Raw genomic sequence first — 25,444 nt, forward strand, 5'->3', positions numbered from 1 at the left:
CATTGTTCCAGAAGCCGGCAAACGTGCATGGCAGCCGTGCAGCACAATCATGGCCGCGTCCGATGAGTTTCGGTTGCCGCGACACCCATCACAAGCGGTTGCGGATCAGCGTGGTGACGACGAAGAAAGCCCCGAGCGAGCTGGTGATGATGCCGATCGGCAGTTCCTGCGGCGGCAGCAATGTGCGCGCCAGAAGGTCGCTAGCGAGCAACAGTACCGCCCCGAACAACGCGCAACTTACGATCAGGCGCAGATGCAGCGCGCCGGCCAGCGGCCGCGACAGATGCGGGATCATGAGGCCGACGAAGCCGATGACGCCGGCCACCGAAACCAGGATCGCGGTCGAAAACGCGGCGACCAGAAACGTCGTCCGTCGCATTCGCGCCACCGGCACGCCAAGACTTTCAGCGGCATTTTCGCCGGCCAGGAAAGCGTCCAGCCGGCGATGATTCCACAGCCCGTACGCCGCAATCGTGCCGGCCCCAAGCGCCCCCAGCCAGATATTGTCCCACCGTGCCAGGCCGAGACCGCCCATCGTCCAGAACAGCACCGAATGGGCGGCGCGCTGGTCACCGGCGAAGACCAGGTAATTGGTCAATGCGGTGAACATGAAGGAGACCGCAAGTCCGGCGAGGATCAGCCGTTCGGGGCCTTGTCCCCTCACCCGCGCAACCAGCAAAAGCACAACGCAAGCCGCCAGAATACCGCCGGTGAATGCGGCGACCGGTAGCGTCCAGATCCCGAAACTGTCGCCGAAGACGGTGATGACGGAGACCGCGCCGGCGGCGGCTCCCGACGAGAGGCCGAACAGGAACGGATCGGCAAGATCGTTGCGCGTCACCGTCTGCAACAGCGCGCCGACCACGCCCAGGCCGCCGCCGACACAGATGGCCAGGATGGTGCGCGGCAGCCTGAGGTCGACGACGATCCTGCCGACCGGGCCGGACACGTCATGTCCCTTCAATCCGATCGCATGGCCAAGCGCTGCCACGACGTCGCCCAGCGGGATCATCGTCGAGCCATAGGCGATCGACAGCAGCGCGAGCACGGCGATTGCCAACGCGGCCGCCGTAATGGCCAATAGGAATGCCTTGTGCCGCAAGGTCATGGTCCCGGTCAAAAAGCTTCCGGATGCATCGCCCTGGCGATCTTGCCGATCGCTTCGATGTTGGCCGGCCCGGGTGTCAGTTCGGCATAGCGAAGCGCCACGAAGCGTTCGTTCTTGACCGCGTCCGTCTCCTTCATTGCCGGATGCGCTTTCAGGAAATCGAGCAGCTTCCGGTAGCCGCCGCCATCCTGATAGTCGAGCAGGATGAGGAATTGCGGATTGCGCGAGGCCACCGTCTCCCAATCCGTGTTGCCCCAGCTGGTGTTCATGTCGGCCATGATGTTGTCGCCGCCGGCCGCGGAAATCATGGCGTTGGGAATGGCGAACTTGCCTGATGTGAACGGCTTGTCCTCGCCGGAATCATAGAGGAACACGCGCGTTCCCCTGCGGTCGCCGACCTTGGCCGTGATTTCGGCGAGCTGCGCCTTCCAGCCGGAGACGAGCTTATCCGCCTCGGCCTCCTTGCCGAAGATCTTGCCCAGCTTCTCGACATCGCCATAGAGCAGCTCCATCGAAGCGGCAGGCCGGTTCTTGTCGAGATGGACGCAGCTTTCCGTCAGCACCAGGGTCTTGATGCCGTGCTGCGCCAGCGTATCGGGCGTCACCTCGCCGCCCGGCTTCATGCCGTAGTACCAGCCGGCGAAGAAGAAGTCGGGCTCGACAGCGACCAGGTTTTCCAGCGTCGGATATTTGGGCGCCAGTTCCGGGATCGAGCCTTGCTCGGCCTTGAATTCGGGGCCGACCTTGTACCATCCGGTGATGCCGGTCAGGCCGACGATCGACGGCTGCAGCTTCAGGGCGAAGGCCATCTCGGCCATGTTGAGATCGTGAATGACGGCACGCTTGGGCGGCGCGTCGAACGTCAGCGGCTTGCCGCAGCTGTCGACCGTCACCGGAAAGGCGAAGGCCGTAGAGGCCAGCAGGGAGAAGGCAAGAGACACGGCAAGGCGTTTCACGGATATTGCTCCTTTGTTGAACAGGATCTGCCGGAAATGGCTTCGATCACGAAGATGGCGCGGCACGGTTCGGAACCTCGAACACCGTCAGTTCGCGGTCCTCCGTCGGGTGGCGCAACCTAAAGACGTCGACACCGAAGATCTCGCGGATCAGCTGCTGGGTGAGTGCTTCGCGTGGCGGCGCCAGCACATGCAAGCGGCCATGGCTCATCACCGCGACCCTGGTGGCGAAAGGCGTCACCAGCGCCAGATCGTGCAGCACCGCGATCACGGTCATGCCGAGGCCTGCCACCAGTTCGAGCAACTCGCTGCGCGCCCGCGGGTCGAGATGGTTGGTCGGCTCGTCGAGGAATAGGATCTTCGGCTCCTGCGCGATGGCGCGGGCAAGCTGGGCGCGCTGGCGCTCGCCGCCCGACAGCGAGCCGATGGTGCGGCCAAGCAGCGGCAACAGCCCGGTCCGGCGCAGCGCCTCGACGACAATGTCGCGTTCCTCGCTCCTGTGCCTGCGGCCGGCATGCGGAACCCGGCCGAGCTCGACATAGTCGATGACCGCCAGTCGTGGATCGGGTTGATCGGTCTGGCCGACGACGGCGATGTGCAGCGCCCGCTCGGCGGTCGAAATCCTGTCGAGCCGGCGCGCGGTGAGCTTCACTTCGCCCGAACTCGGCCGCAGCATGCCCGACAGCATGCGCAGCAATGTCGTCTTGCCGGCGCCGTTGGGCCCGATGATAGCGAGGCGGTCGCCCGCCGCCACCGAAAGGCTGACCGGATGCACCAGATGCAGGCCATCCGCCGCCGCGGCCAGGTCGCGGGCCTCGAGAAGCGGCGCGGTCATGGGCAATTCCTTGCAGGGCCTGCGGGAATACGGGCCAGCGTCTTGCCTGCCAGTCCTGCCGGACGCTGGCCTGAATTCACCTCGGTGGCGATATCGCGGCAAAGCGTGCACACGACGATGCGATGCATGGGAATGCAGTGAATGCGATCGATGGCGCCGTCCAACTTCCGTCACTTTCAAAAATGGCGACGGAAGGAAGCTGGCTTGAACCGGTCGACAAGACCGAACCCGCGTCTCCTCCCGGCACACCCCGTCCGGTCACTCATGCAGATGGCAGGTCTCCTGGCTCGCGGGTCGTTGCGCCATCCTGCCTTCCCAGCCTTGCCGGCCAGTGGCTTTTTCGGATTTTGCTCGCCGCTTACAGTTGCGGGGGCAGCCATGGCTTCGACCCGAAAGGTGGGCCTCACCATGTTCCCTTTTCACCCCTCGCCTTGCGGCGCGGGGACCATCACGAGTCGCAGCCTAGGATGCAGGCAGCGTCAAGGCAAGGTCGATGCATGTTCTGTTATAACAATACACTCGCATGGTCAATCACTATCGCGTGCCACCAGTTCCAGCGGCCAGACCTCGCGAATGATCTCTGGCCCTTTCGCGCCGGCGAAAGCCGGGAGCGAGGCGAGCAGGATTTCGCCAAGCCGCCGCCCCATCGGATCCAGGCTCGGACGAAAGCCGGTCAGCGCCGGCGAGAAATAACGGCAGAGCGGCGTGTCGACGATGACGATCACCGCGACATCATGGCCGGGCTTGATCCCCATTTCGGCGAGCGCTTTGCAGCCGCCGAGCGCCATCGAGTCGTTGTTGAAGATGATCGCGGTCGGCGGATCCTTCGACCGCATGACTTGCGGTGTCACCGCGTAGCCACCGGCTTCGTTGATGAAACCATCCACAATCAGGGCGGGATCGACTTCGATGCCGTGCCGCCGCAGCGCCTTGCCATAGCCCTCCAGAAACAGATAACCGAAATTCAGGTCAAGCGACGGCCGGATGGCGGCGATGCGGCGGTGGCCGCGCGCGACCAGTCGGTCGACTGCATCGGCGCCCGCCTTCTCGAAATCCAGGTCCAGAGAAGGATAGTTGTCGTCGCCGGACCGGCTTCGGCCGAGCGTCGCGAAGGGAAAGCCTGCCTTGCTCAGATAGTCGATGCGATCGTCCTCGCGCCGCGTCCAGGCCAGCACGACGGCATCGGCACGACGTGTCTCGACGACACGGCGCAGGCGCTCCTGCTGATAGTCGCCCGGCGCGCCCATGACGATGATCAGGTCGAGCCCATGTTCGGCCAGTGCCGCTTGCAGCCCACTCAAAAACGGGATGAAAAACGGCTCGCCATATTCCTGGTCGCCCGGATGCGGCTGGAGCATGAAGGCCACGGCATGCGTGGTGCCACGGCGAAGGTTCCTGCCCGACTGGTTCGGCGAATAGTTGAGTTGCCGCGCCGCGTCGAGCACGCGCTGGCGCGTCTCGGCATTGACGTCGGCGCGCCCGTTAAGCGCGCGCGAGACCGTGCCGATCGAAATATTCAGATGCCGTGCAAGATCGTGAATGCTGGATGCCAAGACCTCCCCCTCCTGCTTCTGGCTAGCACCAGCCGGTCGTGCGGCCAAGGCGTTTCAGAACCGACGGTACAAATCCGATTGACAATATACGCCATCGGGTGTGTCATCGTAAACGTTTACGGAAGTCATTTACGGACTACCGTGGTGCCAGCCAGGAGGGGTTGGCCGGAGGAGCGCTGGATGATGCACGTCGTCCTGGTCGGGTGCGGAGCCATGAGCAAAACCTGGCTCGAGGCCGCCCGCCAATCCCCTGCCGTCAGGATCGTCGGCCTCGTCGACCTCGACGCCGACAGGGCGCGCCAGCGGGCCCGCGAATATGACCTCGCCGGGGTCGCGATCGGGACCGATCTCGACGCCATTCTCGACCAGACCCGACCCGATGCGGTGTTCGACGTGGTCGTGCCCGCCGCCCGCCGCGACGTCGCCAACTCCGCCTTCGCCCATCGTTGTCATCTTTTGACGGAAAAGCCGCTGGCCGACAGCTCGGACAATGCGCGCGCCATCATCGGCGCGGCCCGGCGCGCCCGGCGCATCCATGCCGTCGTGCAGAACCGCCGCTACGTCGCCAACGTCCGGCGCATCCACCGCTTTCTCGGCTCCGGCGCCATCGGCGCTGCGACCAGCATCCATGCCGATTTTTTCGTTGCGCCGCATTTCGGCGGTTTCCGCGAAGACATGCGCCACGTGCTGCTGCTCGACATGGCAATCCATACATTCGACGCGGCCCGCTACATGGTCGATGGCGAGCCGACCGAAGTGTATTGCCGGGAATGGGAGCCGGCCAATTCCTGGTACCGGCAGGGATCGTCGGCAAGCGCCACCTTCGAACTCGGCCAGGGCAAGATGTTCACCTATCGCGGCAGCTGGTGCGCCGACGGCTTCCGCACCAGTTGGGAAGGCAGTTGGCGCATCATCGGCGAACGCGGCAGCCTGACCTGGGATGGTCATGACGATTTGAAGGCCGAAGCCGTGCTGCCGGAACGCGAAGGCCTGCTCGACAAGGTCGTGCCGGTAGCGGTGCCGCCGCTCGACCCTGCCGACCGCATCGGCGGGCATCTCGGCGTCATAGAAGATTTCGTCCGCGCCGTGGAAACCGGCACCGAGCCGGAGACGCGCGGCGCCGACAACATCAAGAGCCTGGCCATGGTTTTCGCGGCGATCGAAAGTGCGGAGACCGGGCGCCGGATCGAAATCCCCAGGCAGGAAGGATGACCATGCCGAACCCGCTTCTCGACATCAGGATCGGCACCATGGTGCGGGCCAATCTCGAAGATCCGGCCGCCTATATCAGGCAGATCCTGCCGCTCGGTTTCGAGAGCGTCCAGCCCTTCTTCTGGCAGACGCTGGGCGGCAAGGATCTGGGGCGGCTCGCCGGCGAAATCCGCGACGCCATCGGCGATGCCGATGTCAGCGTCAGCTCGATCGGCGTGTTCGGCAATCCACTCGAGAGCGGCGACACCGACCGCGGCGTGCTCAAGGCTTGGGAAACGGTGATCGACAGCGCGCATCTGTTCGGCACCAATCTGGTCAGCGGTTTTACCGGCCGCATCCGCGGCAAGCCGCTGACAGACAGCCTGCCGCGCTACCGCGAAGTCTGGGGAGAATTGGCCAGGCGCGCGGCCGACAAGGGCGTGCGCATCGCCTTCGAGAATTGCGCCATGGATGGCAACTGGGCCGCCGGCGACTGGAACATCGCCCATAATCCGGACGCCTGGGAACTGATGTTCAACGAATTGCCGGATGAGAATCTGGGCCTGGAATGGGAGCCCTGCCATCAGTTGGTCTATCTGATCGACCCGATCCCGCAGATCCGCAAATGGGCGCCGCGCATCTTCCATGTCCACGGCAAGGACGCGACGGTGCGCTGGGATGTCATCCGCGAGCACGGCGTTTTCGGCCGCCTGCCCTTCGTGCAGATGCGCACGCCCGGCTTCGGCGACAGCGACTGGACGCGCGTGATCAGCGAATTGCGCCTGGCCGGCTATCGCGGCGCCATCGACATCGAAGGCTGGCACGACCCGGTCTACCGCGACGATCTCGAAATGACAGGCCAGGTCCGCGCGCTGGAATACCTCCAGCAATGCAGGGGAGGCGTGAGCTACCTGCCGAACCCGACGTGAGGATTGGCCGGCGGGAGGAGCCGGCCAGGGTTGCCGAAGCAGATGTCGAAACCCTCGCTCGCGAGGACAAAAGGGAGGAACGTGCATGAGCATCGCCAAGAGAACGACACTTCTGCGCACGAGCGTCGTGGCGGCCGCCACGGCGCTCGCCGCCGCCATCTCCACCTTGCCGGCACAGGCGCTCGACGCGCAATGGTGCAAGGACGTCCACATCCGCTTCTTCGTCGGCGGCGCCGAGGGCGACGCCTTCGGCACCATCGTCTACAATGGCGCCAAGCAGGCTGCGGCCGATCTCGGACCGAAGGTCGACTACATCTTCTCAGGCTGGGATATCGAAAAGATGGTCCAGCAACTGCGCGAGGCGGTCGCCGTCAAGCCCAACGGCATTGCCATGATGGGCCACCCCGGCGACGCCGCCATCATGCCGCTGGCCGAACAGGCGCATAAGGACGGCATCAAGATGATGTACCAGAACGTGCCGGTGCCGACGGTGGTGGCGGCCTTCGGCGGCGGCTATGTCGGCGCCCAGCAGGAACAGCAGGGCCGCGCGCTCGGCGCGGAAGCCTTCAAGCTCGCCAAGCTCAAGGCCGGTGACAAGGCGATCATGATCGGCCCGTTCGAGAATGAGAGCCGCGGCGCGCGCGAGCGTGGAACCGTCTCCGCCTTGAAAGAGGCCGGCATCGATGTCGTTCAAATCAATTCCGCGACCGAGTGGGCAGCCGATCCGAATCTGGCGATCCCGGTGATCACCGCCGCCTTGCTCAATAATCCCGGCGTGAAGGCCGTCGGCTATCCCGGCGGGCAGATGCTTGGCAACGTCCAGACCTATATGACGGCGGCGGGCCGGAAGCCGGGCGACATCTTCAATTTCGGCTTCGACACCAGCCCGCAGATCGTCGAGGCCTTCAAGGGCGGCTGGGTGCAACTGACCGCCGACCAGCAGCCGTTCATGCAGGGCTATCTGCCGATCCTCAGCCTCTGCCAGCAAGTGGTGCTGGGGCTGGCACCGATGAATGTCGATACGGGCGCCGGCTTCGTCACGCCTGAGAATTACAAGATCGTCGCGGAACTGGCCAAGCAGGCACTGCGCTGACCTCCCAAGCCGCCGGCCGGGGGCTCAGGCCCGGCCGGCGGGACCGCCGGCGAGAGCCGGCATGCGACACGCAAGCGAGGACCCGATGGCCGAACGCATCATCGAACTGCGCGATATCACGAAATCCTACGGCCAGGTCTATGCGCTTGGTGGGGTCAATCTCAGCGTCGACCGCGGCGAGGTGGTCGGACTGATCGGCGACAATGGCGCCGGCAAGTCGACGCTGATCAAGATTCTTGCCGGCGCGGTCAAGCCCACCAGCGGCGAGATCCTCGTTCGCGGCAAGCCGGTCACCGGCTGGAACGCGGCGCGTTCGCGCGACGCCGGCATCGAGACGGTATTCCAGGACCGTGCGCTGGCCGTGCAGCAGACCATCGTGCGCAATATCTTCATGGGGCGCGAACTCACCGGTTTCCTCGGCTGGCTGAAGGTCGGCACCGAAATCAAGGAGGCGAGCCGGCTGATGCGCGAGATCGGCTTCACCTCGAAAGTGTTCACGCCGCAGTCCGTCGTCGGCCAGCTCTCCGGCGGCGAACGCCAGGGCGTGGCGATCGCGCGCGCCATCTACAAGCAGGCCGACCTGATCATCCTCGACGAGCCGACGACGGCTCTGTCGCTGACCGAAACCGCCAAGGTCTTCCACTTCGTGCGCCAGGTGCGGGCGAGCGGGCGCTCGATCCTGTTCATCGGCCACAACATCCACCATGTCTTCGACATCGCCGACCGTTTCGTCGTGATCGATCGTGGCACTGTGGCGCTTCAGGTCGACAAACGCGACATCAAGTCGGCCGACACGCTCGTCAATTTCATGGAAGACCTCGCGCATCCCGGCGGACTGCCCGGCTTGAGCGAAGCCCAGCGCGCGGAGGACACAAGGCCATGAGCAACATCGCCGAACCCAATCGCCAGGCCCCCTCGCCCCATACCGAAATGGGTGAAGCGGCGTGGAAGCACCCGTCCGATCATTTGCTGCGCGGCTTCGTTCTCGACAATCGCGCGGCGCTGGGCACGCTCGGCGTGTTCGTGGTGATGATGGTCGCCTTCACCATCGCCAATCCGACGGTGTTCACCACCTGGTTTCTTTACAGCTCCGTGCTGACCACGCTGCCGGTGGCGCTGTTCGTGGTCGTGCCGCTGGTCTTTGTCGTCACCGCCGGCGAGATCGACCTGTCGTTTCCGGCCACGATGGGTTTTGCCTCCTGGGTTTTCGCGCTGGTCGTTCAGGCCGGCTACGATCCGTTCCTCGGCATCGTCGCGGCACTCGCCACCGGCATGCTGCTCGGCTTCCTGGTCGGCGTGCTGGTCGTCTATGGCAGCCTGTCGTCGCTGATCGCCACGCTCGGCATGAACTTCCTGCTGCGCGGGCTGATCCAGATCATCAACGAAGGCAAGTCGACCGCGCTGCCGACACTCGGCCAAAGCTGGACCTATACGATCTTCTCCAGCCAGGTTTACGGGATTCCGGTGCAGATCCTGTGGGCGCTCGCCTTCGTCGTCTTCGCCGCGCTGCTCTACAACCGCCACCGCTTCGGCGCGCAGGTGAAGGTGGTCGGCGACAATCCCGACAGCGCCCAGCAGATGGGCATCGACGTCAAGCGGGTGAAGGTCAAGGTGTTCGTCTTCGTCGGCATCGGGGCAGCGATCGGCGGCACCTTCTCGACGATGATCAACTTCACCTGGTGGCCAACAGCCGGCGACGGCTATCTGTTGCCGGTGCTGGCTTCGGTGTTCGTCGGCGGCACGCCGACCTGGGGCGGCATCGGTACCGTGCTTGGCGGCGCGATCGGCGCGCTGACCGTGGCGTTCATCCAGACCGGCGTCGTCGCCGCCGGCCTCAGCGGCTTCTATGTGCAGTTCTTCAACGGGCTGATCATCATCCTGTCGCTGCTCGGCCACCGCTGGAACCAGGCGCGCTACCGCTGAAGCATTGCCGTTCGGCACGACCGTCCGAGCTCATCCAAGTGGTGACAGCAATGGCCGCAATGTCCTACCCCATCGGCAGCGCGGGCCAGCGGTCCACGAGCCTGCCGCCCGAAAACACCGCGATCGATCCGAACTGCTGCAGCACCGCCTCGCTCTGCGTTGGGCGCAGGAAGACGTAGTCGCCGGACCTGGTGGTGGCATCGCCGGGTAGGCCCATGAATTGCTGGTTCGAGGAATGGCCAAGCAGGCCATTGGCCTTCATGCCTTCGGGAAACATCGGTTCCGCCATCCATTTGCCGCCATAGAGATAGCAGCCCTTGCGCGGAAACCGGCCGAGCGCCTGCAGCAGACGGGTGACCGCCGGCGGGCCTGGCAGCATCGGCTCGACCACCTTGAGGATAGGCGTGGCGATGAAGGCCGCGGGCTGGAAGCCGTCGAGCCCGGGCGTGTCGAAATCGCCGGGCAGCACGAAGGCCGACCCGACCGACACTTCGCTGGCCATGCCGCCACGATGAAGCAATGCGGTCTTCGAGCCGCCGATGTTCAGTGTTCGGCGCTGCTCCTCGCCGAGAGCCGCGATGAACGCCGCAGCCCGCTGCGACGCCTCCGCCAGCGCCTTTTCGGGACCGCCGAACAGACCGGGAATATGCGGCGCGTGCGCCTCGTAGGCCATGACGCCTTCGCAGCGCAACCGGGCGGGCAGCGCGTTCAATGCCTTCGACAGGGCCTGCGGTTCGGCGAACCCGCCCCGATGCAGCCCGACATCGATCTCGAAAGCGATGCGCAAGCCGATGTCCAGTTCGGCGGCCAGAGCGCCGTATTCCGTCAGTCTCTCCTCGCTGTCGATCAGCCAGCAGACGCGCGACCAGTCGGCGGTGCCGCTTGAAATCGCTTGCTTTGCCGCGCCGACCGGCATCGGCTTGCCGTAGAGCATGTCGGCATCGGGAAAAGCGTTGAGCACGGCCCTTGTGATCGGCGGATGAAACGTCATGAAGCGACGGGTGCCGAGCGCCCCGGCGATGTGCGAAAGCAGCGGCAGGCAAGCAAGCGACTTGTCGACCAGCCGCACGGCAAGGCCGGGCGCCAGTCTCTGCTTCACCAGGTCGATGTTGCGGTCCAGCCGGTCGCGGTCGAGCACGAGACAAGGCTGAAAGACGCCGGCCGCCCTCAAAGCATCCGACAGGGCGGTGAAATAGCCGCTCATTGGCCGATGCCGAACAGGCCGGCCATGTAGGGCGAGACGAAACGGTTCTCAGGATCGATGTCTCGCCGAACGGCCATGGCCTCATCCCAGCGCGGATAGAGCTTTTTGAAATCCGCCGCCTTCAGGCTGTGCATCTTGCCCCAATGCGGCCGGCCGCCATGCCTGCGGAAGATCGGCTCGGCCGCCCGCATGAAGGGCTCAGGGTCATTGGCGGCATCGTGGTGAATGGCGATCGAGCAGGTCAGACGCTTGTAGAAGGGCGAAAGCCAGAACATGTCGGGTGCCACCGAGCGCACCTCCATCGGAAAATAAACCTCCGGAAAGTGCTTCTCGGTCAGCTCGATGATCTGCGTGATCACCTTCGGCCCCTCCTCGAAGGGCAGATGATATTCCATCTCGTTGAACTTGGTCTGGCGGTCGCTGGCATAGACTTTGAGCCAGTCCTGCACATAATCCTCGGCCGGCACCTTTTTCACGGCGCCGCGGATCAATGAGCGGCGCAGCCACGGCAACCGGCGCAGTGCCCTGCTCAGCTTGCGCAGCGTCGCCAGGCCGGCCTCGTCGTCCTCGGTAGGCCTGGTGGTCGAGTTCGCGTCGCTGAGGTCGCTGGCGATGAACTGCGCGTAGCCGGAAAACGGAATGTAGTAGAATTCGGCCGAGCGGTGCGCGGCCATCATCGTCTCGAAATCGCGCAGCATGTCGGCGATCGGCAGCACCCACTTGCGGCGGCGCAACCGGTAGGTCGCGATGTTGTTCAGCGTGACTTCGCTCAAGATGCCGAAGGCGCCGAGCGCAACGCCCATCGCATGGATCATGTCCTGGTCGCGGGTCCGATCGAATTCGCGCAATTCGCCCCGCCCGTCCACGATCTGCACCGTCTCCAACCGGGTGTGGTAAGCACCCAGCGTCAGTCCGGAACCATGGGTTGCGGTGCCCAGTGCGCCGCCGATCGCCTGGCGGTCAATGTCGCCCATATTGGGCAGGCCCTGCCCGATGCCTTGCAGCATGTGCATCAGCGGACCAAGCCGCGTCCCTGCCCGCACCCGCGCGTGATGGCTTTGCACATCGTGCGAGACCAGCCCCTCGATCTTTTCCAGGGAAACGATCGAGCCTTGCGATGCCACCAGCGGCGTGAAGGAGTGGCCAGCACCCGCCACGCGCAGAGGTCCGGGTGCCGTGCGCACCAGGTAGGCAAGCTCACCGGCGTCGGCGGGGGCGGCGACCAGCTTCGGCTCGGCGCGCACGAAGCCTGACCAGTTGCTCCAGTTTTGCGCGGTGATTGTCGACATCCGGCCGTCCCGTCACGCGCGCCGACGGCGCTTAATGGTCACGAACAGACCAAGCAGCGCCACGCTGGCAAAGGCGCTTGCAGCGGCGAATTCGGGCACCGGCCGGAAATCCTTGCCGACGATCAGCAACGACGCCGCGATCGGGCCTATCGCCAGGCCGAGCAGTTGTGCCGCCGGCACCAGCAGCACGGCCGTGCGCGTCTCGTCGGCGGTGATCGCCAGGCGGATCTGGTAGGGCACGATGAACAACAGGATGAAGCCCATGACCAAGGCGGCGATCCAGAATGTCGTCAGGCCAGGTGCGCTGGCAAGAACAAGGGAGGAGACCAGCGCGACGGCACCGATGGCCGTAATGGCGATCCGGTAATCGATGCGCGCCTCGAATACGGTTGCCGTCATCGCGCCCAGAACCTGCGTCGCCAGGCTGGCCGAGACGATCAGGCCGACCGTCCAGCTATCAATCCCATACTGCGCACCGAGCGGCTCCAGGAAGGCCCAGATCGCGCCGAAGAACATGAAGTAGCAGAAGACCGAGAATAGCGCGGTGATCGACGGAACCGTCAGCACATTGGCCAGGTTCTCCTCTTTCGGCAGGTCGGCGTAGTCACCGGGTACGGTGAAAGCGGCCGCCAGCGAAACGACGCAGACGACGGCAAGCACGATGAAGCCGCCGGACGACCCGGCGGCGGGGATGACATAGAGCGCCAAAAGCAGAGCGAGCGCGCATTGCGCCAGGGTCTGCAGCGTCACGAAATAGCCGCCGATGCGCTCGGCCCGGCGCGAACGGGCGATCAGTTCGGTGGCGATCGCGACCAGGCCGCCCTCAGCCAGCCCGGCGATGGCGCGGGCGGCGATCAGCGCATTGGCGCTTGCGGCATGGGCGGTCCATACATTCGCCAGGGCCAGTAGGATCAAAAGGACGGCGCTTTTCCAGCGCATGTTGCGCGCGGAAAGCAGCATCGCCACCACGGCTGAACCGATGGCGATCGCGATCATCTCCGCCGTGGCGACCAGCGCCAGCTCATCGCCACTGACATGGCCCTCGGTGTAGAGCGCGCCAAGCAGCACGGGCTGAAGCCCGAGGATCAGCAGCCCGACCGAGCCGATCCATAATGCGGAGCCGAGCTCGACGCCGGTCGGATTGCCGACCAGCCAATCGCCATTTTCCGCTTGTGCGGCTTGTGTCGCAGTCACGAGGCGCCTCCCAACGTCCTTGCAGCGCGATAAAAAAACTGACAACTTGTCAGCATTACGAAACTGATACTTGATCATGTTTCTTGTCAACCGGGAATGTTGAAGCTCTCGCGAGAGATTGGGCGCATGGCGGAAGCAAGGCGGACGGGGACGGAGCCGAGGCGCAGGCCAAAGCAGGAGCGGAGCCGCGAACGCATCGACGCGATCCTTTCGACGGCCATGCGGCTGATCGGCGAAAAAGGCATCGACGCCGTGACGATGAAGGAGGTGGGCGCTCTGGCGGGTGGACCGATCGCCACCGTCTACCATTATTTTCCCAACAAATCGGCGATCCTGGCGATGCTCTATGAGCGCTTCTCGGAGGAAAGCCGAGCACGCTTCGGTGCGATCATCACAGAAATAAGCGGGCTTGAGGACGTAACGACTGCCGCGGACCGCATGCTCGAGGACTATTACCGGCGCGTTGCCGACGACCCGGCCATCCAGGATCTGCAGAACGCGATCCAGGCCGACAAGGCGCTGCAGAACCTCGACATCGCAGAGACAAGGCACCAGGCCAAGATGTTCTGCGACCACGTCGCTCCGATGCTGCGGCCCGACCGGCGCGAAGACTTCGCGCGCGTGGTGTTCCTGATCTTCCAGCTTGCCGGCGGGGTCGTGCGGCTGGCACTGACGCAGGACGAGAAGGAGGGTCGCCGCACGATCGACGACTACAGGTCCATCATCCATGCGCAACTGAGATTGTTTCTATAGTTTTCCGGCGGCGGCTTTCGCGCCCCACTCTCCCGTGACGTCGACACGTCTTGCGTATCGAAGTGTCGGGCGGCATGGATCTCTGACCGGCAGCGGCAGAGCCCCCCTTCGCGCCGTGTTCTGCCGTCGATTGCCGGCGGAACCGGCGCATTTTGCATGAGAGGCCAGCGGCAACCGGCGCGTTCTGCGAGGAGGCTCTGACGGAAAACAAATTTCGCGCCGCTGTCCGATCGCACGCGCCTTGACTCTCGCCGGCCAGCAGCCTATTTCACCGCCACGTTAGCACTCGCCCTTGGTGAGTGCTAACCACAGGCCCGGCTCCGCCGGGCTTTGTAGATTGTCCGGCTTCGCCGGACGGAGGAACTGTTTCTCACCGTTCTCATCGAGGAAGAAAACATGGCAAAGTCGAAGTTCCGCCCGCTTCATGACCGCGTGGTCGTACGCCGGGTCGAATCCGAATCCAAGACCGCCGGCGGGATCATCATCCCGGACACGGCGAAGGAAAAGCCGCAGGAAGGCGAGATCATCGCCGTCGGCTCCGGCGCCCGCGACGAAGCTGGCAAGCTCGTGCCCCTGGACGTCAAGGCTGGCGACCGCATCCTGTTCGGCAAGTGGTCGGGCACCGAAGTCAAGCTCAATGGCGAAGACCTTCTGATCATGAAGGAATCCGACATCATGGGCATCATCGGCTGAATATCGGCCTTTCCGTCACCTGAATCTTGAATCTTCGGGCTCAATCCGAGCCCCTGCCAGGAGTTGAACATGGCTGCCAAAGACGTAAAATTCTCCCGCGACGCCCGTGAGCGCATGCTGCGCGGCGTCAACATCCTCGCCGACGCGGTGAAGGTCACGCTCGGCCCCAAGGGCCGCAACGTCGTCATCGACAAGTCGTTCGGCGCACCGCGCATCACCAAGGACGGCGTCACCGTCGCCAAGGAAATCGAGCTTGAGGACAAGTTCGAGAACATGGGCGCGCAGATGGTCCGCGAAGTCGCTTCGAAGACCAACGACATCGCCGGCGACGGCACCACGACCGCGACCGTTCTGGCGCAGTCGATCGTCCAGGAAGGCCACAAGGCGGTTGCCGCCGGCATGAACCCGATGGACCTGAAGCGCGGCATCGACCTGGCCGTGACCGAAGTGGTCGCAGCTCTCGGCAAGGCCGCCAAGAAGATCAAGACCTCCGAGGAAGTTGCCCAGGTCGGCACGATCTCGGCCAATGGCGACGAGTCGGTCGGCAAGATGATCGCGGAAGCGATGCAGAAGGTCGGCAACGAAGGCGTCATCACCGTCGAGGAAGCCAAGACCGCCGAGACCGAACTCGAGGTCGTCGAAGGCATGCAGTTCGATCGCGGCTATCTCTCGCCCTACTTCGTCACCAACCCCGATAAGATGGTTGCCGATCTCGAGGACGCCTACATCCTGCTCCACGAGAAGAAGCTCTCCAACCTGCAGGCCATGCTGCCGGTCCTGGAAGCGGTCGTGCAGACCTCCAAGCCGCTGCTCATCATCTCCGAAGACGTCGAAGGCGAGGCCCTGGCCACGCTGGTCGTCAACAAGCTGCGTGGCGGCCTGAAGATCGCCGCCGTCAAGGCTCCGGGCTTCGGTGACCGCCGCAAGGCCATGCTGGAAGACATCGCCATCCTGACCGGTGGCCAGGTCATCTCCGAAGACCTCGGCATCAAGCTCGAGAATGTCGGCCTCAACATGCTCGGCCGCGCCAAGAAGGTGTCGATCTCGAAGGAGAACACCACCATCGTCGACGGCGCCGGCAAGAAGGCCGAGATCCAGGGCCGCGTTGCCCAGATCAAGCAGCAGATCGAGGAGACCACCTCGGACTACGACAAGGAGAAGCTGCAGGAACGTCTGGCCAAGCTCGCCGGCGGTGTTGCCGTGATCCGCGTCGGCGGTGCGACCGAAGTGGAAGTGAAGGAAAAGAAGGACCGCGTCGATGACGCCCTCAACGCGACCCGCGCGGCCGTGGAAGAAGGCATCGTTGCCGGCGGTGGCGTGGCCCTGCTGCGCGCTTCGGGCAACCTCAAGGCCACCGGCGTCAACTCCGACCAGGCCGCCGGCATCAACATCGTGCGCCGCGCACTGCAGGCTCCGGCCCGTCAGATCGCTGCCAACGCCGGTGCGGAAGCATCGATCGTTGCTGGCAAGATCCTCGAGAACAAGGGCGCGACCTTCGGCTACAACGCCCAGACCGGCGAATATGGCGACATGATCGCCATGGGTATCGTCGATCCGGTCAAGGTCGTGCGTACGGCTCTCCAGGACGCGGCCTCGGTCGCCGGCCTGCTGGTCACCACCGAAGCCATGATCGCCGAGGCTCCGAAGAAGGAGTCGGCTGGCGGTATGCCTGGCGGTATGCCCGGCGGCGGCATGGGCGGCATGGGCGGCATGGATTTCTAATCCAGCCATCTGCTTTATGCATGCGGAAAGGGCGGCAGCGATGCCGCCCTTTTCTTTGCACATTCAGGCTTTGCTCCACCGTAGTCGGTTGGAACCAGCGTCAGACAGCAGTGTTCTCTGCTTGCCGCGTCGCCTTGCCCGCGAGGACTGCCTGCTCGATCAGGGCAGCCACCTCATCGGCCACGACGTTGATCGATGAGCGATCGCGGGTGGCGCGGGCAATCACCATCAGGCCTTCCAGCGAGGACTCGACCAACAGCGCCAGCGCCCGGGCGCGGCGCTCGACCACCCCTGCCTTAGCAAACGCCTGGCGCAGCAGGCCAATCCACTGCTCGAAAGCGGAGCGGCAGATTTCCTCCAAGTCCGGCACGTCGTTCGGCGCATCCAGCACGACCGGCGCGACCGGGCAGCCGAGCGAGAATTCGTTGTCCTCCAGCATGCGAGCGACCGACTGGTAAATGTGGTGGACGGCAACCGCCGGATCGCTTTCCGCCGCCAGCTCGGCGCCAAGCCTCTCAGTCACCTCGGCCACGCTGGCGCGCGTCACTTCTACGACCAGCTGATCCTTGCCACCGGGAAAGTGGAAATAGAGCGAGCCGCGCGGGGCACCGCTGGCGCTCAAAATATCGTTGAGCGAAGTGCCGTGATAGCCGCGCCGCCTGAGCAGCAATCCGGTCGTTTCGAGTATGCGGGCTCTCGTGTCGTTTGCCATGTCAACCTCTGTCAGGAGAGATCGTTATAACCCTTGCCAGGAATATGACAACTGGTCTACATAATATGTAGACCAGTCTATATATTCAGCGGAACCCAAATGCGCAGCTATCGTCTTGAAGGTTCGGGCGGAACCGAATGTCTGGTGATGCGGGAAGAGGTGCGGCCGGAGCCAAGGCCCCAGGAGATCGTGGTGCGGGTGCGCGCCACCTCGCTCAACCGACGCGACACGATGATCCTCAATGGCACCTACCCCTTGACGCCGCGCCGCGGGATCGTTCCGCTGAGCGACGGCGCCGGCGAGGTTGTCGCCATCGGCGATGATGTCACACGCTTTGCCGTCGGTGACCGCGTCACCGGCAGTTATTTCGCCCGCTGGATCGATGGCCGCATCAATGCCGGACCGATCGACCAGTTGGGCTGCACGCTGGATGGCATGCTCGGCGAATATGCCGTGCTTGACGAGCAATGGGCGGTGCGACTTCCCGAGCATCTCGACTGGCGCGAGGCGGCAACGCTGAGCTGCGCCGGCCTGACAGCCTGGAACGCACTGACCGGGGCGGAGATTCCCAAGCCCGGCCAATGGGTTCTGGTCATCGGCTCGGGCGGCGTCTCGCTATTCGCGTTGCAGTTCGCCAAGCTGCTCGGCTGCCGCGTCGTCGCCGTCACCTCTCGCGCCGAGAAGGCCGGCAGGCTGCGGGCGATGGGGGCTGACCTCGTCGTCTCCTCGATCGACATGCCGGAATGGGGGGCGATGGTGCGTGGCGAGACCGGCGGTGTCGACCTTGCCGTCGAAACCGGCGGCCCGCCGACCTTCGCGCAGTCGATGATCGCCAGCGCGCTTTACGGGCGCATCGTGCTGCTCACCATTCAGGATGCGAAGGGCGCAACGGTGCAGATCCCGGGCGCCGTCTATCAGCGCAGCCTCGCCACCATCGGCCGTCTGTTCGTCGGCAGCCGCGCGAACCTCGAAACGATGCTCAACGCCGTCTCGGCGCACCGGTTGAGGCCGGTGATCGACAAAATCTTCCCCTTCGCCGAGGCCCGCGATGCCTACCGCTATTTCCAGCAAGGCGACGTGTTCGGGAAGGTCGTCATCGACGGCGCCTGATCTTCAACATCGATCGAACCTGAAGGGGAGAACAGCAATGACAATTCGTGAAGCTTCGGCCGAGTGGCAAGGCACGCTGAGGGAAGGTTCAGGCCGGCTGCGGCTCGGCAGCGGTGTGTTCGAAGGCGCTTATTCCTTTCCGTCGCGTTTCGAGAACGGCCCCGGCACCAACCCGGAAGAACTGATCGCGGCCGCGCATGCAGGCTGTTTCTCTATGGCGCTGACCTTCATCCTGGGCCAGGGAGGTCATATTCCGCAGGACATCCGCACCATCGCCAGGGTGCACCTCGGAGCGACGGAGGCCGGGCCGACCATCACCCGCATCGACCTTGAAACGGCGGTCGAGGTCGCGGGGCTCGCCGAAGACCAGTTCGAGCGCCTTGCCCAGTCCGCCAAGGCAAGCTGTCTCGTCTCGCGCGCGCTGGCCGGCGTGCCCCGGATCAACCTCAAGGCGACCCTCCTGGGTACCGCCACGCAACAATGAATCAGGAGAAGCACGAGATGAGACAAGACAGCATCATGGACAGCCATCCAGAGTCGCGGCGGACAGCCGAAATCATGCGGCGCTTCAACGATGTGTTCCAGTTGCACGACCCGTCGGCGCTGGCCGAACTGGTGGGCGAGGATTGCGTGATCGAAAACACCGTGCCGGCGCCGGACGGCGCGCGCCATGCCGGCAAGTCAGCCTGCGTCGGACTATGGACGGCGATCGCGACCCAGGCCGGCACGCGCTTCGGCCTCGAGGAGACCTTTGTGGCGGGCGAGCGGGCGACGATCCGCTGGCGCTACTGGATGGCGGACGGCAATTCATTGCGCGGCGTCAATCTGATGCGCGTCGAGGGCGGCCGGATCGTCGAGGCCATGGGCTACGTCAAGGGATAGGCCGGCTTCACCATATGAGTTACTCCTAATACACACCGGTTTGTGCTAGGAATTGAGCCCGACCGCCATTCGACGATCGAGAAAGACCATAGGGAGGACTAATGTCATGAACATCAGAACCGCCTGCTTTGGAGCACTCGCGTTGACCGTCCTCAGCGGCACGGCACTTGCCGGGGCGCTCGACTCGCCCAAGATGATGGAACCGTTCTTCACCGATGCGAACATGAAGACGATGAAATCCGACGCCGAGATGAAGGCTGCCTGGTCAGCAATGTCCAAGGACGACCAGGCCATGATGATGAAGGAATGCCAGGATGCGGCGATGAGCAAGCCGTATGCCCCGTTCTGCGAAAAATTGAAGGCGCTCGGCGGCGCGAACAAGTGATTGCCGGCTGGCCCGGAGTTGAAGAACAGAAGAAGGCGGGCCCCGGCTCGCCTTCTCATTGTTTGGCATCGATTGCGTGCCGAGGCGAGGCGAACAAATTCTACCTGTCCGCCAGGGCAAGCTTGGCGCCGAGCATGACGAACGCGCCGGCGAAGGTGCGGCGCATCCAGGTCAGCACCATCGGCCGCGACGCGACATGGCTGCGGATCGAGGCGGCGAAGATGCCATAGCCGACGAAGATGACGAAGGTCAAAAGCATGAAGACGCTGCTCAGTTCCAGCATCTTCGACAATGCGTGCGGCTCGGTCGTGCTGACGAACTGCGGCAGGAAGGCGAAGAAGAAGATCGACAGCTTCGGGTTGAGCACATTGACGAGGATGCCGGTGGCAATCACCTTGCCGGTGGAACGCGGCGCGACATTGTCCTCGACGCTCAGGCCGCCCCTCTCCTTCAGCGTGTTCCAGGCCATGTAAAGGAGATAGGCGACGCCCAGATATTTCAGCGTCTCGAAAGCGATCGCGCTGGTGTGCAGCAGCGCGGCGAGGCCGGTGATGGCGGCAGCCATATGCGGGATGATGCCGAGCGTGCAGCCGAAAGCGGCGACGATTGAGGCGCGGGCGCCGCGGGAAAGCCCGGCGCTCAGCGTGTAGAGAACGCCGGTGCCGGGCGAAGCCACCACGATCAGCGACGTCAACAAGAATTCGATGCTCACGATTTGATCCTCCGCTGTCCTGCCTGACCCAGCGTAGCAGCGAAATCCCCGCGCACAAGCCGGTGCCGTCAGCTTCAGAGGACAGGCAGCCCGTGCGCCCGGCGCGCCATCAGGCAATCCTCGTCGCCGGGCATGCAGGCGCGACAGACGTCCGGGCGAAGCTCGTAAATGCCGCAAACGGTTGCCTTGCCGACTTCGCCACAGAGGGCCGAACAGCGCGCGCCCTCGCAGCGCATACCCGACAGATCGGCCGCGACATACTTGGCAGGAATACGGTCGAGCTGCGCGTCGTCCTCGGTGGAAAAGCGCGGCCACTCGGCCGAGTAGGAACAACAGGCGCCGCAGCTCTGGCAATCGAATGCGGGGACGGTGTCTCGTTGCAACGAGGAAAGACCTGCCGCGGTCACCGAGGCGAACAGCCCCTGCGCGGCAGGATTGCGGTCGGCGTCTTGCGGCAAGGCGCTATTTCTTCTTGCCTGCCTTGCGGGACGGCGCCTCGGCCGGCGACTTGAATAGATCGGTCGCGGCCTCGGCAGTTGCGTCGGCCTTCGGCGCAGCGCCCGGCTTGACCGGCTTTGCAGCGGCGGCTGGCGCCGGCGGGTGGTCCTTGGCGGAGAATTTTATGGCCATGTCAGTCCTCGTCGGCGAAGCGCGACGGTGTGCGCGGACTGCGCAAACGGCCGATCAGAGCCGAAACCGCCGTTATGTTCATTTCCTCAGGCGACCAGTTTCTCGCCTCCGCGATGTGATGCGGCGCCAATTCGCGATGCGTGCTGCCGCTGTAGGCGGCGTCTTGATGGATCACCGGTTCACGGGTCTTGGCGTCTTGCCGGACATATTCGATCAAATAGTTCGGGCACTCGGCGCGGCCGCGCACGCCAACGCGCACCTGTGCATCGCCATGGGCGCGCTTGCAGCGTTCGAGTTTTTCCAGCACACGCCGGACATATTCGACCGGCTTGTCCAATGTTTCGACCATGTCGGCGATGGTCGCGTCCGTGGCGATGGGTGTCTGAGATACGCGCTTGGTGGCCATCAGCGTCTTCCGACCCGTTTCGGCAACGCCGCCTGGGCGGCCGCCGCAGCCATTTCATCAGCCTCTTTTTCCAGACGCAGTTCCCGCAACCGCGCGGTCTTGGCTTCACGCGCCTCGGTGACGGCATCGCGTTCGGAAATGATGCGGTTGAGCGACATCGACTGAGTTTGCGTCTTGCTGAACAAGGGCACTGCCTGATCAGCAGCTGTTTTCGAATTGGCGGTCAAAATCTTTCTCCTGTCAGGAGTCTCGTGCCGATAGGGCAAGACCGGTCTTCAGTCAGGACCCTGCGCAAAAGCATTGGGGCGGCGGATCAATTGTTTAAGCGTCCCTTAGCACGTTCAGGCCGGGATGCAGCGCATTTTCGGCGGCGGGACGCGTAAAATAAAAAAGGCCAGGCACCGCCTGACCTTCCATGAGAGCGTCGCGCATCCAGTGGATGCACAGGACGCCCCGGTGCGCGCGGTGCGAAAACTCAGGTTTCCGCCGCCATGCGCCCGAATTCGCCATTCACCGGTGCCAGTACATCCGTGGTCACCGGGAGGGCTGAATCCTTTTTCAGGCCGCCTTCAACTGGTCGGCCGACATCTTGCCGGACTTGTTGTCGCGGACCATCTCGTAGCCGAGTTTCTGGCCCTCGACGATGTCACGCATGCCGGCGCGCTCTACGGCCGAGATGTGGACGAAAACGTCGGCAGAGCCGTCGTCAGGCTGAATAAAACCAAAACCTTTGGTGGCGTTGAACCATTTAACTGTGCCGGTGCTCATGACGAACCCTTTCGATGGCAAATACTCGTTCGCCGCCATGCGGATGCATAACGTCGTTTGTCTCGATTTTTTGTGTGGGAAGTTCGTCAAAAGCGCGCTGCAAAACGCGGATAACAAAAGTCGGTCAACAAATATCGACAAAGGTCTTGTAAGCTATTTAAACGGCCATGTCAATTCTTGGCTCATCCGCCGCAACGGTCCACGCCAACCGGGCACTGAACAAGGTGGCAGCCCTCAAAAAAATCCGGACGCGCCGGGAGCCATTTCGGTCGAAGCGCGTTTCATGGTTGTCGTCAGCAATTCACGAGAGCAATCGAAGGAAAAGTTGACGGCAAAGACGCCCCCCGCACGATAAAAGGTGCGAGGGGCGTTTTCTCTCGGCCCTTACGTCACGGCGGCCGTCATCGGCAGGATCTCGTAGCGAAAGCCGCCGCCCGAGCCACCGCCGCATCGCGTCAGTCAGCGTCCGGGGCTGCGGGCTTTCATGTCTGAAACGGTTTGCTGAAGGCGTTGGTGAATGTGACCTCGCCGTGATCGTCGCTGGCTTCGCCCAGCACGACGTCCATGCCATCATTGGTGACCCGCGCCAGTGCGAACCCGCCCATATAGGCCGCCTTTGGCTTGAAGAGATCAAGGCCGTCGCGCTGATAGATCATCGGCACCTCGTGCCGATGGCCATGGAAGACGGCAATTACGTTATAGCCCTTCAGAGCTGCAAGCAGTGCCTGACGGTCCGCATCGCTCCACCAATGCGGCGGCCCCTTGCCGTCGTCGTCGAAGGCTTTTTTTGCGGGATCCCATCGCTCAGTCGAAAAACTATCCCAGCCATAATGCTGAAACAGGATGACCGGGCGGCCGTCCGCCGCATAGGTCGCCAGATCCTGCTTCAGCCAGGGCAGGCTGCTGTCCGCGCCATGGCCGGTGTCGCCGGCGAAACGGTGCGTCTGGACAAGATGCAGCCCGCCCCAGTCCCACGCATAGCAGTCGGTCTCGACATCATAGTCGGTGGCCGGAACCGGCGGCTTGAAGAACACGCCGGCACGGTGATTGACTTCGACATAGTCGCGCATTTCGCGCCGGTACCAGTCGACGTGATGCCGCGGGCCGTTCTGGTCGAGGTCATGATTGCCGAGCCCGACATAGACTGGAACATGCACGCGGTCAGGCCCCATGCCTTGCTGGTAACGCTGGCTGAATTGCAGCAATTGCGTGCCTTCGCTCGGCTGGGTGATCTGGCCGCCACCATCGTCGGTCATGTCGCCGCCGACGACGAGGCCGAGCGGCGTGCCTATCCGGCTGCCGGCGGAGCGCAGGCCCGTCGGGACGCCGCCGATCTCGAGGGGCCATGTCTTGTCGCCAATGCCGTTCAGAGCCGCCACATTGCGCAGCAAGGCAGCATCGGTCTTGCCTTCCTGCTGGCAATTGGGGCTCAAGCCGCTGGCCATGCGGCAGGCATGGACATCGGCGATGAACAGGAAGGTGGCGTCGACAGGCTGAATGCGCTGCCCGGTCTGGCCGAGCACCGGGCGTGGAAGTGCAAGGGCCGTGGCAAGACCGGCAGCTCGCGCCAGAAAACGGCGTCGTGATACCGATTTTGGTGAGAAGCGCTTCATCATGGGTTGAAGTTCAGCACGGACACCGGTCAGCAGTAAAGTTCAGCGCCCGGCCCACGGCTGCCCTCCCCCAGACCGAACCGAGTTGTAGGGATCGTTCTCGTCCTCGGCATCAAAGGTTTCCCGGTGGCAGCAATATCCTGCGACGCCGCCTCGTTGCAGCCACGGGCGAAGCTTGGGCGACATTCTGCTCCAGCCCCGCCAGGCAATCGCGCAACATGCCGGCATCCTGCGCCGTCTTGGCCATCGACATCGCGCCGGAATAGGCCGCGACCGCCAGGGCGGCGAAACGCTGCGGGTCGGTGTCCTGCTCCCTGCCCGCCTGCTGATCGGCCCGGACCTTGTCGGCGATCGCCTGGCGCCAGCCGGCAAAAATGCAGGCAAGGGCGGCGCGCAATTCGGCATCGGCGAGCGACAGTTCCTGCGCAAGGTTGTTGAGCGGGCAGCCGCGCACGAAACCTTGCCGCTCAAGCTCCGCCGCCACGGCTTCGAAGGCTGCACGCACGCCCTCGCGCGCCGAAGCCGCCGCCCGCAAAGGCGCCACCCATGTCTCTTCGACCGCCGCGGCCACACGCTCTTCGATCACCGCCAGCGCCAACGCTTTCTTGGTCGGGAAATGATGATGCAATGCGCCGCCGCTGACACCCGCCGCCGCCATCAGGTCGCCGAGGCTGGAGGCGTGATAGCCGCGCGTCTGAAATGACTCCTGCGCGGCATCGAGCACTCTGTTGCGCATGCCTTCGGGATCATTGGTGCGCTTCTGGGCATGCCCTGCCATCGCGAATCTCCGCCTTCTCCTTCCAGGAGGGAAGAAAAAGAAGGTAGCAGATTGACAAAACAGGACAACCGGTCTGTTTTACAAACAGGATGATCACCCTGTTTTGGAGACGAGCTTATGAGCCTGCCCCTGAGTGCCACATCGGAGACGGCAGCGCTCGCCTCCCCGGTCGTCGAACTGCGGCAGTACACGCTGAAGCCCGGCAAGCGCGATACCCTTATCGACCTCTTCGACGGCAAGCTGATCGAAGGCCAGGAAGAGGCCGGGATGACCATCATCGGCCAGTTCCGGGACCTCGATCGCCCCGACATGTTCGTCTGGCTGCGCGGCTTCGAGGACATGGAGGCGCGGAAACGTGCGCTGAGCGCCTTCTATGACGGTCCGGTATGGGCAGCGCACCGCAATGCCGCCAACGCCACAATGATCGATTCCGACGATGTGCTGCTGCTCAAACCTGCGTGGCCCGGGGCTGGCTTCGATCTCTCCGGCGCCTTGCGCGCGGATTTGGCCACAGACGAAAAGCCAGGTAGAGGCACCCCGTTGTCGGGCATTGTCGTGATCCAGATTTATCATTTGCGGCCGGGCGCAGAGGCCGCGTTCGCCAGCCGCTTCGAGGCCGAAGTCGCACCGATGACGGCGTCGCCCGGTGCGCGGCTGCTCGCCGCTTTCGTCACGGATCATGCGGAAAACAGCTTTCCACGCCTGCCGGTGCGAGCGACTGAGAATGTTTTCATCAGCGTGATGGGTTTTGATGGCGAAGAAGCGCACGCCCTGCATGAAACCGCGCTTGCCGCCTCACCTGCATGGCAGGCCTTCTCGCACGGCGTCCGACATGACCTGACCAGACCGACCGAAATCTTGCGCCTGTCGGCGACATCGCGCTCGCGGCTTTGTTGCTGATCCCCAGTCCGCGCGGAGGCGGCGTAAGCTCGACCGAATCTCCCCTCCATCGAGGCGGGCGTAAATGCCCACTGGCTCGCTGCCCAGTTTGCGAATGCAAGCGCC

The 25,444-nt window shown here is 63.9% G+C and carries 30 protein-coding genes and 1 riboswitch; of the genes, 14 read left to right on the forward strand and 16 right to left on the reverse strand.

The features are described 5' to 3' along the window. Nucleotides 1-88 precede the first annotated feature (88 nt). The 4 genes from LB566_RS01660 to LB566_RS01675 form a co-directional block, all read right to left on the reverse strand. Nucleotides 89-1,108 (reverse strand): FecCD family ABC transporter permease, encoded by a 1,020-nt coding sequence (locus tag LB566_RS01660; RefSeq protein WP_224623617.1) that lies wholly within the window; start codon nucleotides 1,106-1,108, stop codon nucleotides 89-91. Nucleotides 1,109-1,116: 8 nt separating this feature from the next. After that, entirely contained in the window at nucleotides 1,117-2,064 is a 948-nt protein-coding gene (locus tag LB566_RS01665) for an ABC transporter substrate-binding protein (RefSeq protein ID WP_224622691.1), read from the reverse strand. A gap of 46 nt (nucleotides 2,065-2,110) precedes the next feature. After that, nucleotides 2,111-2,899 (reverse strand): ABC transporter ATP-binding protein, encoded by a 789-nt coding sequence (locus LB566_RS01670; protein ID WP_224622693.1) that lies wholly within the window; start codon nucleotides 2,897-2,899, stop codon nucleotides 2,111-2,113. 254 nt (nucleotides 2,900-3,153) lie between these two features. Further along, nucleotides 3,154-3,364: riboswitch (cobalamin riboswitch) on the reverse strand. Nucleotides 3,365-3,426: 62 nt separating this feature from the next. After that, entirely contained in the window at nucleotides 3,427-4,452 is a 1,026-nt protein-coding gene (locus LB566_RS01675) for a LacI family DNA-binding transcriptional regulator (RefSeq protein WP_140549195.1), read from the reverse strand. Between the two features lie 180 nt (nucleotides 4,453-4,632). Here LB566_RS01675 and LB566_RS01680 point away from each other — a divergent pair, with 180 nt between their 5' ends. The 5 genes from LB566_RS01680 to LB566_RS01700 all read left to right on the forward strand — a co-directional run bounded on the left by LB566_RS01680 (nucleotide 4,633) and on the right by LB566_RS01700 (nucleotide 9,588). Then, complete coding sequence (locus LB566_RS01680) at nucleotides 4,633-5,664, forward strand: Gfo/Idh/MocA family protein (RefSeq protein WP_224622695.1); 1,032 nt, start codon at nucleotides 4,633-4,635, stop codon at nucleotides 5,662-5,664. A gap of 2 nt (nucleotides 5,665-5,666) precedes the next feature. Then, nucleotides 5,667-6,572: a sugar phosphate isomerase/epimerase family protein gene (locus LB566_RS01685; protein WP_181172352.1), complete on the forward strand. Its 906-nt coding sequence runs from the start codon at nucleotides 5,667-5,669 to the stop codon at nucleotides 6,570-6,572. Nucleotides 6,573-6,657: 85 nt separating this feature from the next. Next, nucleotides 6,658-7,665, forward strand: coding sequence for a substrate-binding domain-containing protein (locus LB566_RS01690; RefSeq protein WP_140549198.1), 1,008 nt, complete (start codon nucleotides 6,658-6,660; stop codon nucleotides 7,663-7,665). A gap of 85 nt (nucleotides 7,666-7,750) precedes the next feature. Beyond that, nucleotides 7,751-8,548: an ATP-binding cassette domain-containing protein gene (locus tag LB566_RS01695; protein WP_318012822.1), complete on the forward strand. Its 798-nt coding sequence runs from the start codon at nucleotides 7,751-7,753 to the stop codon at nucleotides 8,546-8,548. Further along, a complete protein-coding gene (locus LB566_RS01700) occupies nucleotides 8,545-9,588 on the forward strand; it encodes an ABC transporter permease (protein ID WP_140557115.1) in 1,044 nt (347 codons plus the stop codon). Before LB566_RS01695 ends, LB566_RS01700 begins: the two co-directional genes overlap by 4 nt. A gap of 64 nt (nucleotides 9,589-9,652) precedes the next feature. Here LB566_RS01700 and LB566_RS01705 read toward each other — a convergent pair whose 3' ends face one another. The 3 genes from LB566_RS01705 to LB566_RS01715 are packed head-to-tail and all read right to left on the reverse strand — an operon-like array spanning nucleotide 9,653 to nucleotide 13,275. Further along, a complete protein-coding gene (locus LB566_RS01705) occupies nucleotides 9,653-10,792 on the reverse strand; it encodes a DSD1 family PLP-dependent enzyme (RefSeq protein ID WP_224622700.1) in 1,140 nt (379 codons plus the stop codon). Then, nucleotides 10,789-12,081, reverse strand: coding sequence for a D-arabinono-1,4-lactone oxidase (locus LB566_RS01710; RefSeq protein ID WP_224622702.1), 1,293 nt, complete (start codon nucleotides 12,079-12,081; stop codon nucleotides 10,789-10,791). The genes LB566_RS01705 and LB566_RS01710 overlap by 4 nt, the downstream gene beginning before the upstream one ends. 12 nt (nucleotides 12,082-12,093) lie before the next feature. After that, nucleotides 12,094-13,275: an MFS transporter gene (locus LB566_RS01715; RefSeq protein ID WP_224622704.1), complete on the reverse strand. Its 1,182-nt coding sequence runs from the start codon at nucleotides 13,273-13,275 to the stop codon at nucleotides 12,094-12,096. 126 nt (nucleotides 13,276-13,401) lie between these two features. Between LB566_RS01715 and LB566_RS01720 the strand changes: the two genes are divergently transcribed. The 3 genes from LB566_RS01720 (at nucleotide 13,402) to groL (ending at nucleotide 16,443) form a co-directional block, all read left to right on the forward strand. Then, nucleotides 13,402-14,028: a TetR/AcrR family transcriptional regulator gene (locus tag LB566_RS01720; RefSeq protein ID WP_224622706.1), complete on the forward strand. Its 627-nt coding sequence runs from the start codon at nucleotides 13,402-13,404 to the stop codon at nucleotides 14,026-14,028. A gap of 396 nt (nucleotides 14,029-14,424) precedes the next feature. After that, complete coding sequence (groES, locus tag LB566_RS01725; RefSeq protein WP_006203049.1) at nucleotides 14,425-14,721, forward strand: co-chaperone GroES; 297 nt, start codon at nucleotides 14,425-14,427, stop codon at nucleotides 14,719-14,721. Between the two features lie 69 nt (nucleotides 14,722-14,790). Then, nucleotides 14,791-16,443: a chaperonin GroEL gene (gene groL / locus LB566_RS01730; protein WP_224622708.1), complete on the forward strand. Its 1,653-nt coding sequence runs from the start codon at nucleotides 14,791-14,793 to the stop codon at nucleotides 16,441-16,443. Nucleotides 16,444-16,543: 100 nt separating this feature from the next. Here groL and LB566_RS01735 read toward each other — a convergent pair whose 3' ends face one another. Continuing rightward, entirely contained in the window at nucleotides 16,544-17,155 is a 612-nt protein-coding gene (locus tag LB566_RS01735) for a TetR/AcrR family transcriptional regulator (RefSeq protein ID WP_224622711.1), read from the reverse strand. Nucleotides 17,156-17,254: 99 nt separating this feature from the next. On the opposite strand from LB566_RS01735, the gene LB566_RS01740 reads away from it, so the two are divergent. From LB566_RS01740 to LB566_RS01755, 4 genes are all read left to right on the forward strand, one after another. Then, nucleotides 17,255-18,265, forward strand: coding sequence for a zinc-dependent alcohol dehydrogenase family protein (locus tag LB566_RS01740; RefSeq protein ID WP_224622712.1), 1,011 nt, complete (start codon nucleotides 17,255-17,257; stop codon nucleotides 18,263-18,265). Nucleotides 18,266-18,302: 37 nt separating this feature from the next. Continuing rightward, nucleotides 18,303-18,749 (forward strand): OsmC family protein, encoded by a 447-nt coding sequence (locus LB566_RS01745; protein WP_224622714.1) that lies wholly within the window; start codon nucleotides 18,303-18,305, stop codon nucleotides 18,747-18,749. Nucleotides 18,750-18,766: 17 nt separating this feature from the next. Beyond that, nucleotides 18,767-19,147 (forward strand): nuclear transport factor 2 family protein, encoded by a 381-nt coding sequence (locus LB566_RS01750; RefSeq protein WP_224622716.1) that lies wholly within the window; start codon nucleotides 18,767-18,769, stop codon nucleotides 19,145-19,147. A gap of 106 nt (nucleotides 19,148-19,253) precedes the next feature. Then, nucleotides 19,254-19,532 carry a hypothetical protein gene (locus LB566_RS01755; protein ID WP_140549208.1) on the forward strand — a complete coding sequence of 93 codons (279 nt, stop codon included), beginning with the start codon at nucleotides 19,254-19,256 and terminating at the stop codon, nucleotides 19,530-19,532. Between the two features lie 100 nt (nucleotides 19,533-19,632). Here the strand turns inward: LB566_RS01755 and LB566_RS01760 are convergent, their stop codons facing one another. The 6 genes from LB566_RS01760 to LB566_RS01785 form a co-directional block, all read right to left on the reverse strand. After that, on the reverse strand, nucleotides 19,633-20,244 hold the full coding sequence (locus tag LB566_RS01760) for a LysE family translocator (protein ID WP_224622718.1): 612 nt from the start codon (nucleotides 20,242-20,244) through the stop codon (nucleotides 19,633-19,635). A gap of 74 nt (nucleotides 20,245-20,318) precedes the next feature. Then, nucleotides 20,319-20,702 carry a YkgJ family cysteine cluster protein gene (locus LB566_RS01765; protein ID WP_224622720.1) on the reverse strand — a complete coding sequence of 128 codons (384 nt, stop codon included), beginning with the start codon at nucleotides 20,700-20,702 and terminating at the stop codon, nucleotides 20,319-20,321. A gap of 4 nt (nucleotides 20,703-20,706) precedes the next feature. Then, a complete protein-coding gene (locus LB566_RS01770; RefSeq protein ID WP_181172353.1) occupies nucleotides 20,707-20,874 on the reverse strand; it encodes a hypothetical protein in 168 nt (55 codons plus the stop codon). A 1-nt stretch (nucleotide 20,875) separates the two neighbouring features. After that, nucleotides 20,876-21,280, reverse strand: coding sequence for a hypothetical protein (locus tag LB566_RS01775; RefSeq protein WP_224622722.1), 405 nt, complete (start codon nucleotides 21,278-21,280; stop codon nucleotides 20,876-20,878). Beyond that, the gene (locus tag LB566_RS01780; RefSeq protein WP_224622724.1) at nucleotides 21,280-21,507 is read right to left on the reverse strand and encodes a hypothetical protein; all 228 of its coding nucleotides are present in this window, start codon (nucleotides 21,505-21,507) and stop codon (nucleotides 21,280-21,282) included. Before LB566_RS01780 ends, LB566_RS01775 begins: the two co-directional genes overlap by 1 nt. Before the next feature lie 331 nt (nucleotides 21,508-21,838). Then, nucleotides 21,839-22,048, reverse strand: coding sequence for a cold-shock protein (locus LB566_RS01785; RefSeq protein WP_010915421.1), 210 nt, complete (start codon nucleotides 22,046-22,048; stop codon nucleotides 21,839-21,841). On the opposite strand from LB566_RS01785, the gene LB566_RS01790 reads away from it, so the two are divergent. After that, nucleotides 22,047-22,403: a hypothetical protein gene (locus LB566_RS01790; protein WP_224622726.1), complete on the forward strand. Its 357-nt coding sequence runs from the start codon at nucleotides 22,047-22,049 to the stop codon at nucleotides 22,401-22,403. The two genes, LB566_RS01785 and LB566_RS01790, sit on opposite strands and share 2 nt — an antisense overlap. A gap of 127 nt (nucleotides 22,404-22,530) precedes the next feature. On the opposite strand, the gene LB566_RS01795 is transcribed toward LB566_RS01790, so the two are convergent. Together LB566_RS01795 and LB566_RS01800 are read right to left on the reverse strand one after the other, a co-directional pair. After that, on the reverse strand, nucleotides 22,531-23,664 hold the full coding sequence (locus LB566_RS01795; RefSeq protein WP_224622728.1) for a metallophosphoesterase: 1,134 nt from the start codon (nucleotides 23,662-23,664) through the stop codon (nucleotides 22,531-22,533). Nucleotides 23,665-23,773: 109 nt separating this feature from the next. After that, on the reverse strand, nucleotides 23,774-24,439 hold the full coding sequence (locus tag LB566_RS01800) for a TetR/AcrR family transcriptional regulator (protein WP_224622730.1): 666 nt from the start codon (nucleotides 24,437-24,439) through the stop codon (nucleotides 23,774-23,776). A 117-nt stretch (nucleotides 24,440-24,556) separates the two neighbouring features. Here LB566_RS01800 and LB566_RS01805 point away from each other — a divergent pair, with 117 nt between their 5' ends. After that, nucleotides 24,557-25,339, forward strand: coding sequence for an NIPSNAP family protein (locus LB566_RS01805; protein WP_224622732.1), 783 nt, complete (start codon nucleotides 24,557-24,559; stop codon nucleotides 25,337-25,339). Nucleotides 25,340-25,444: the final 105 nt, after the last annotated feature.

The organism is Mesorhizobium sp. CA13 (assembly GCF_020165235.1).
Taxonomy (GTDB): Bacteria; Pseudomonadota; Alphaproteobacteria; order Rhizobiales; family Rhizobiaceae; genus Mesorhizobium.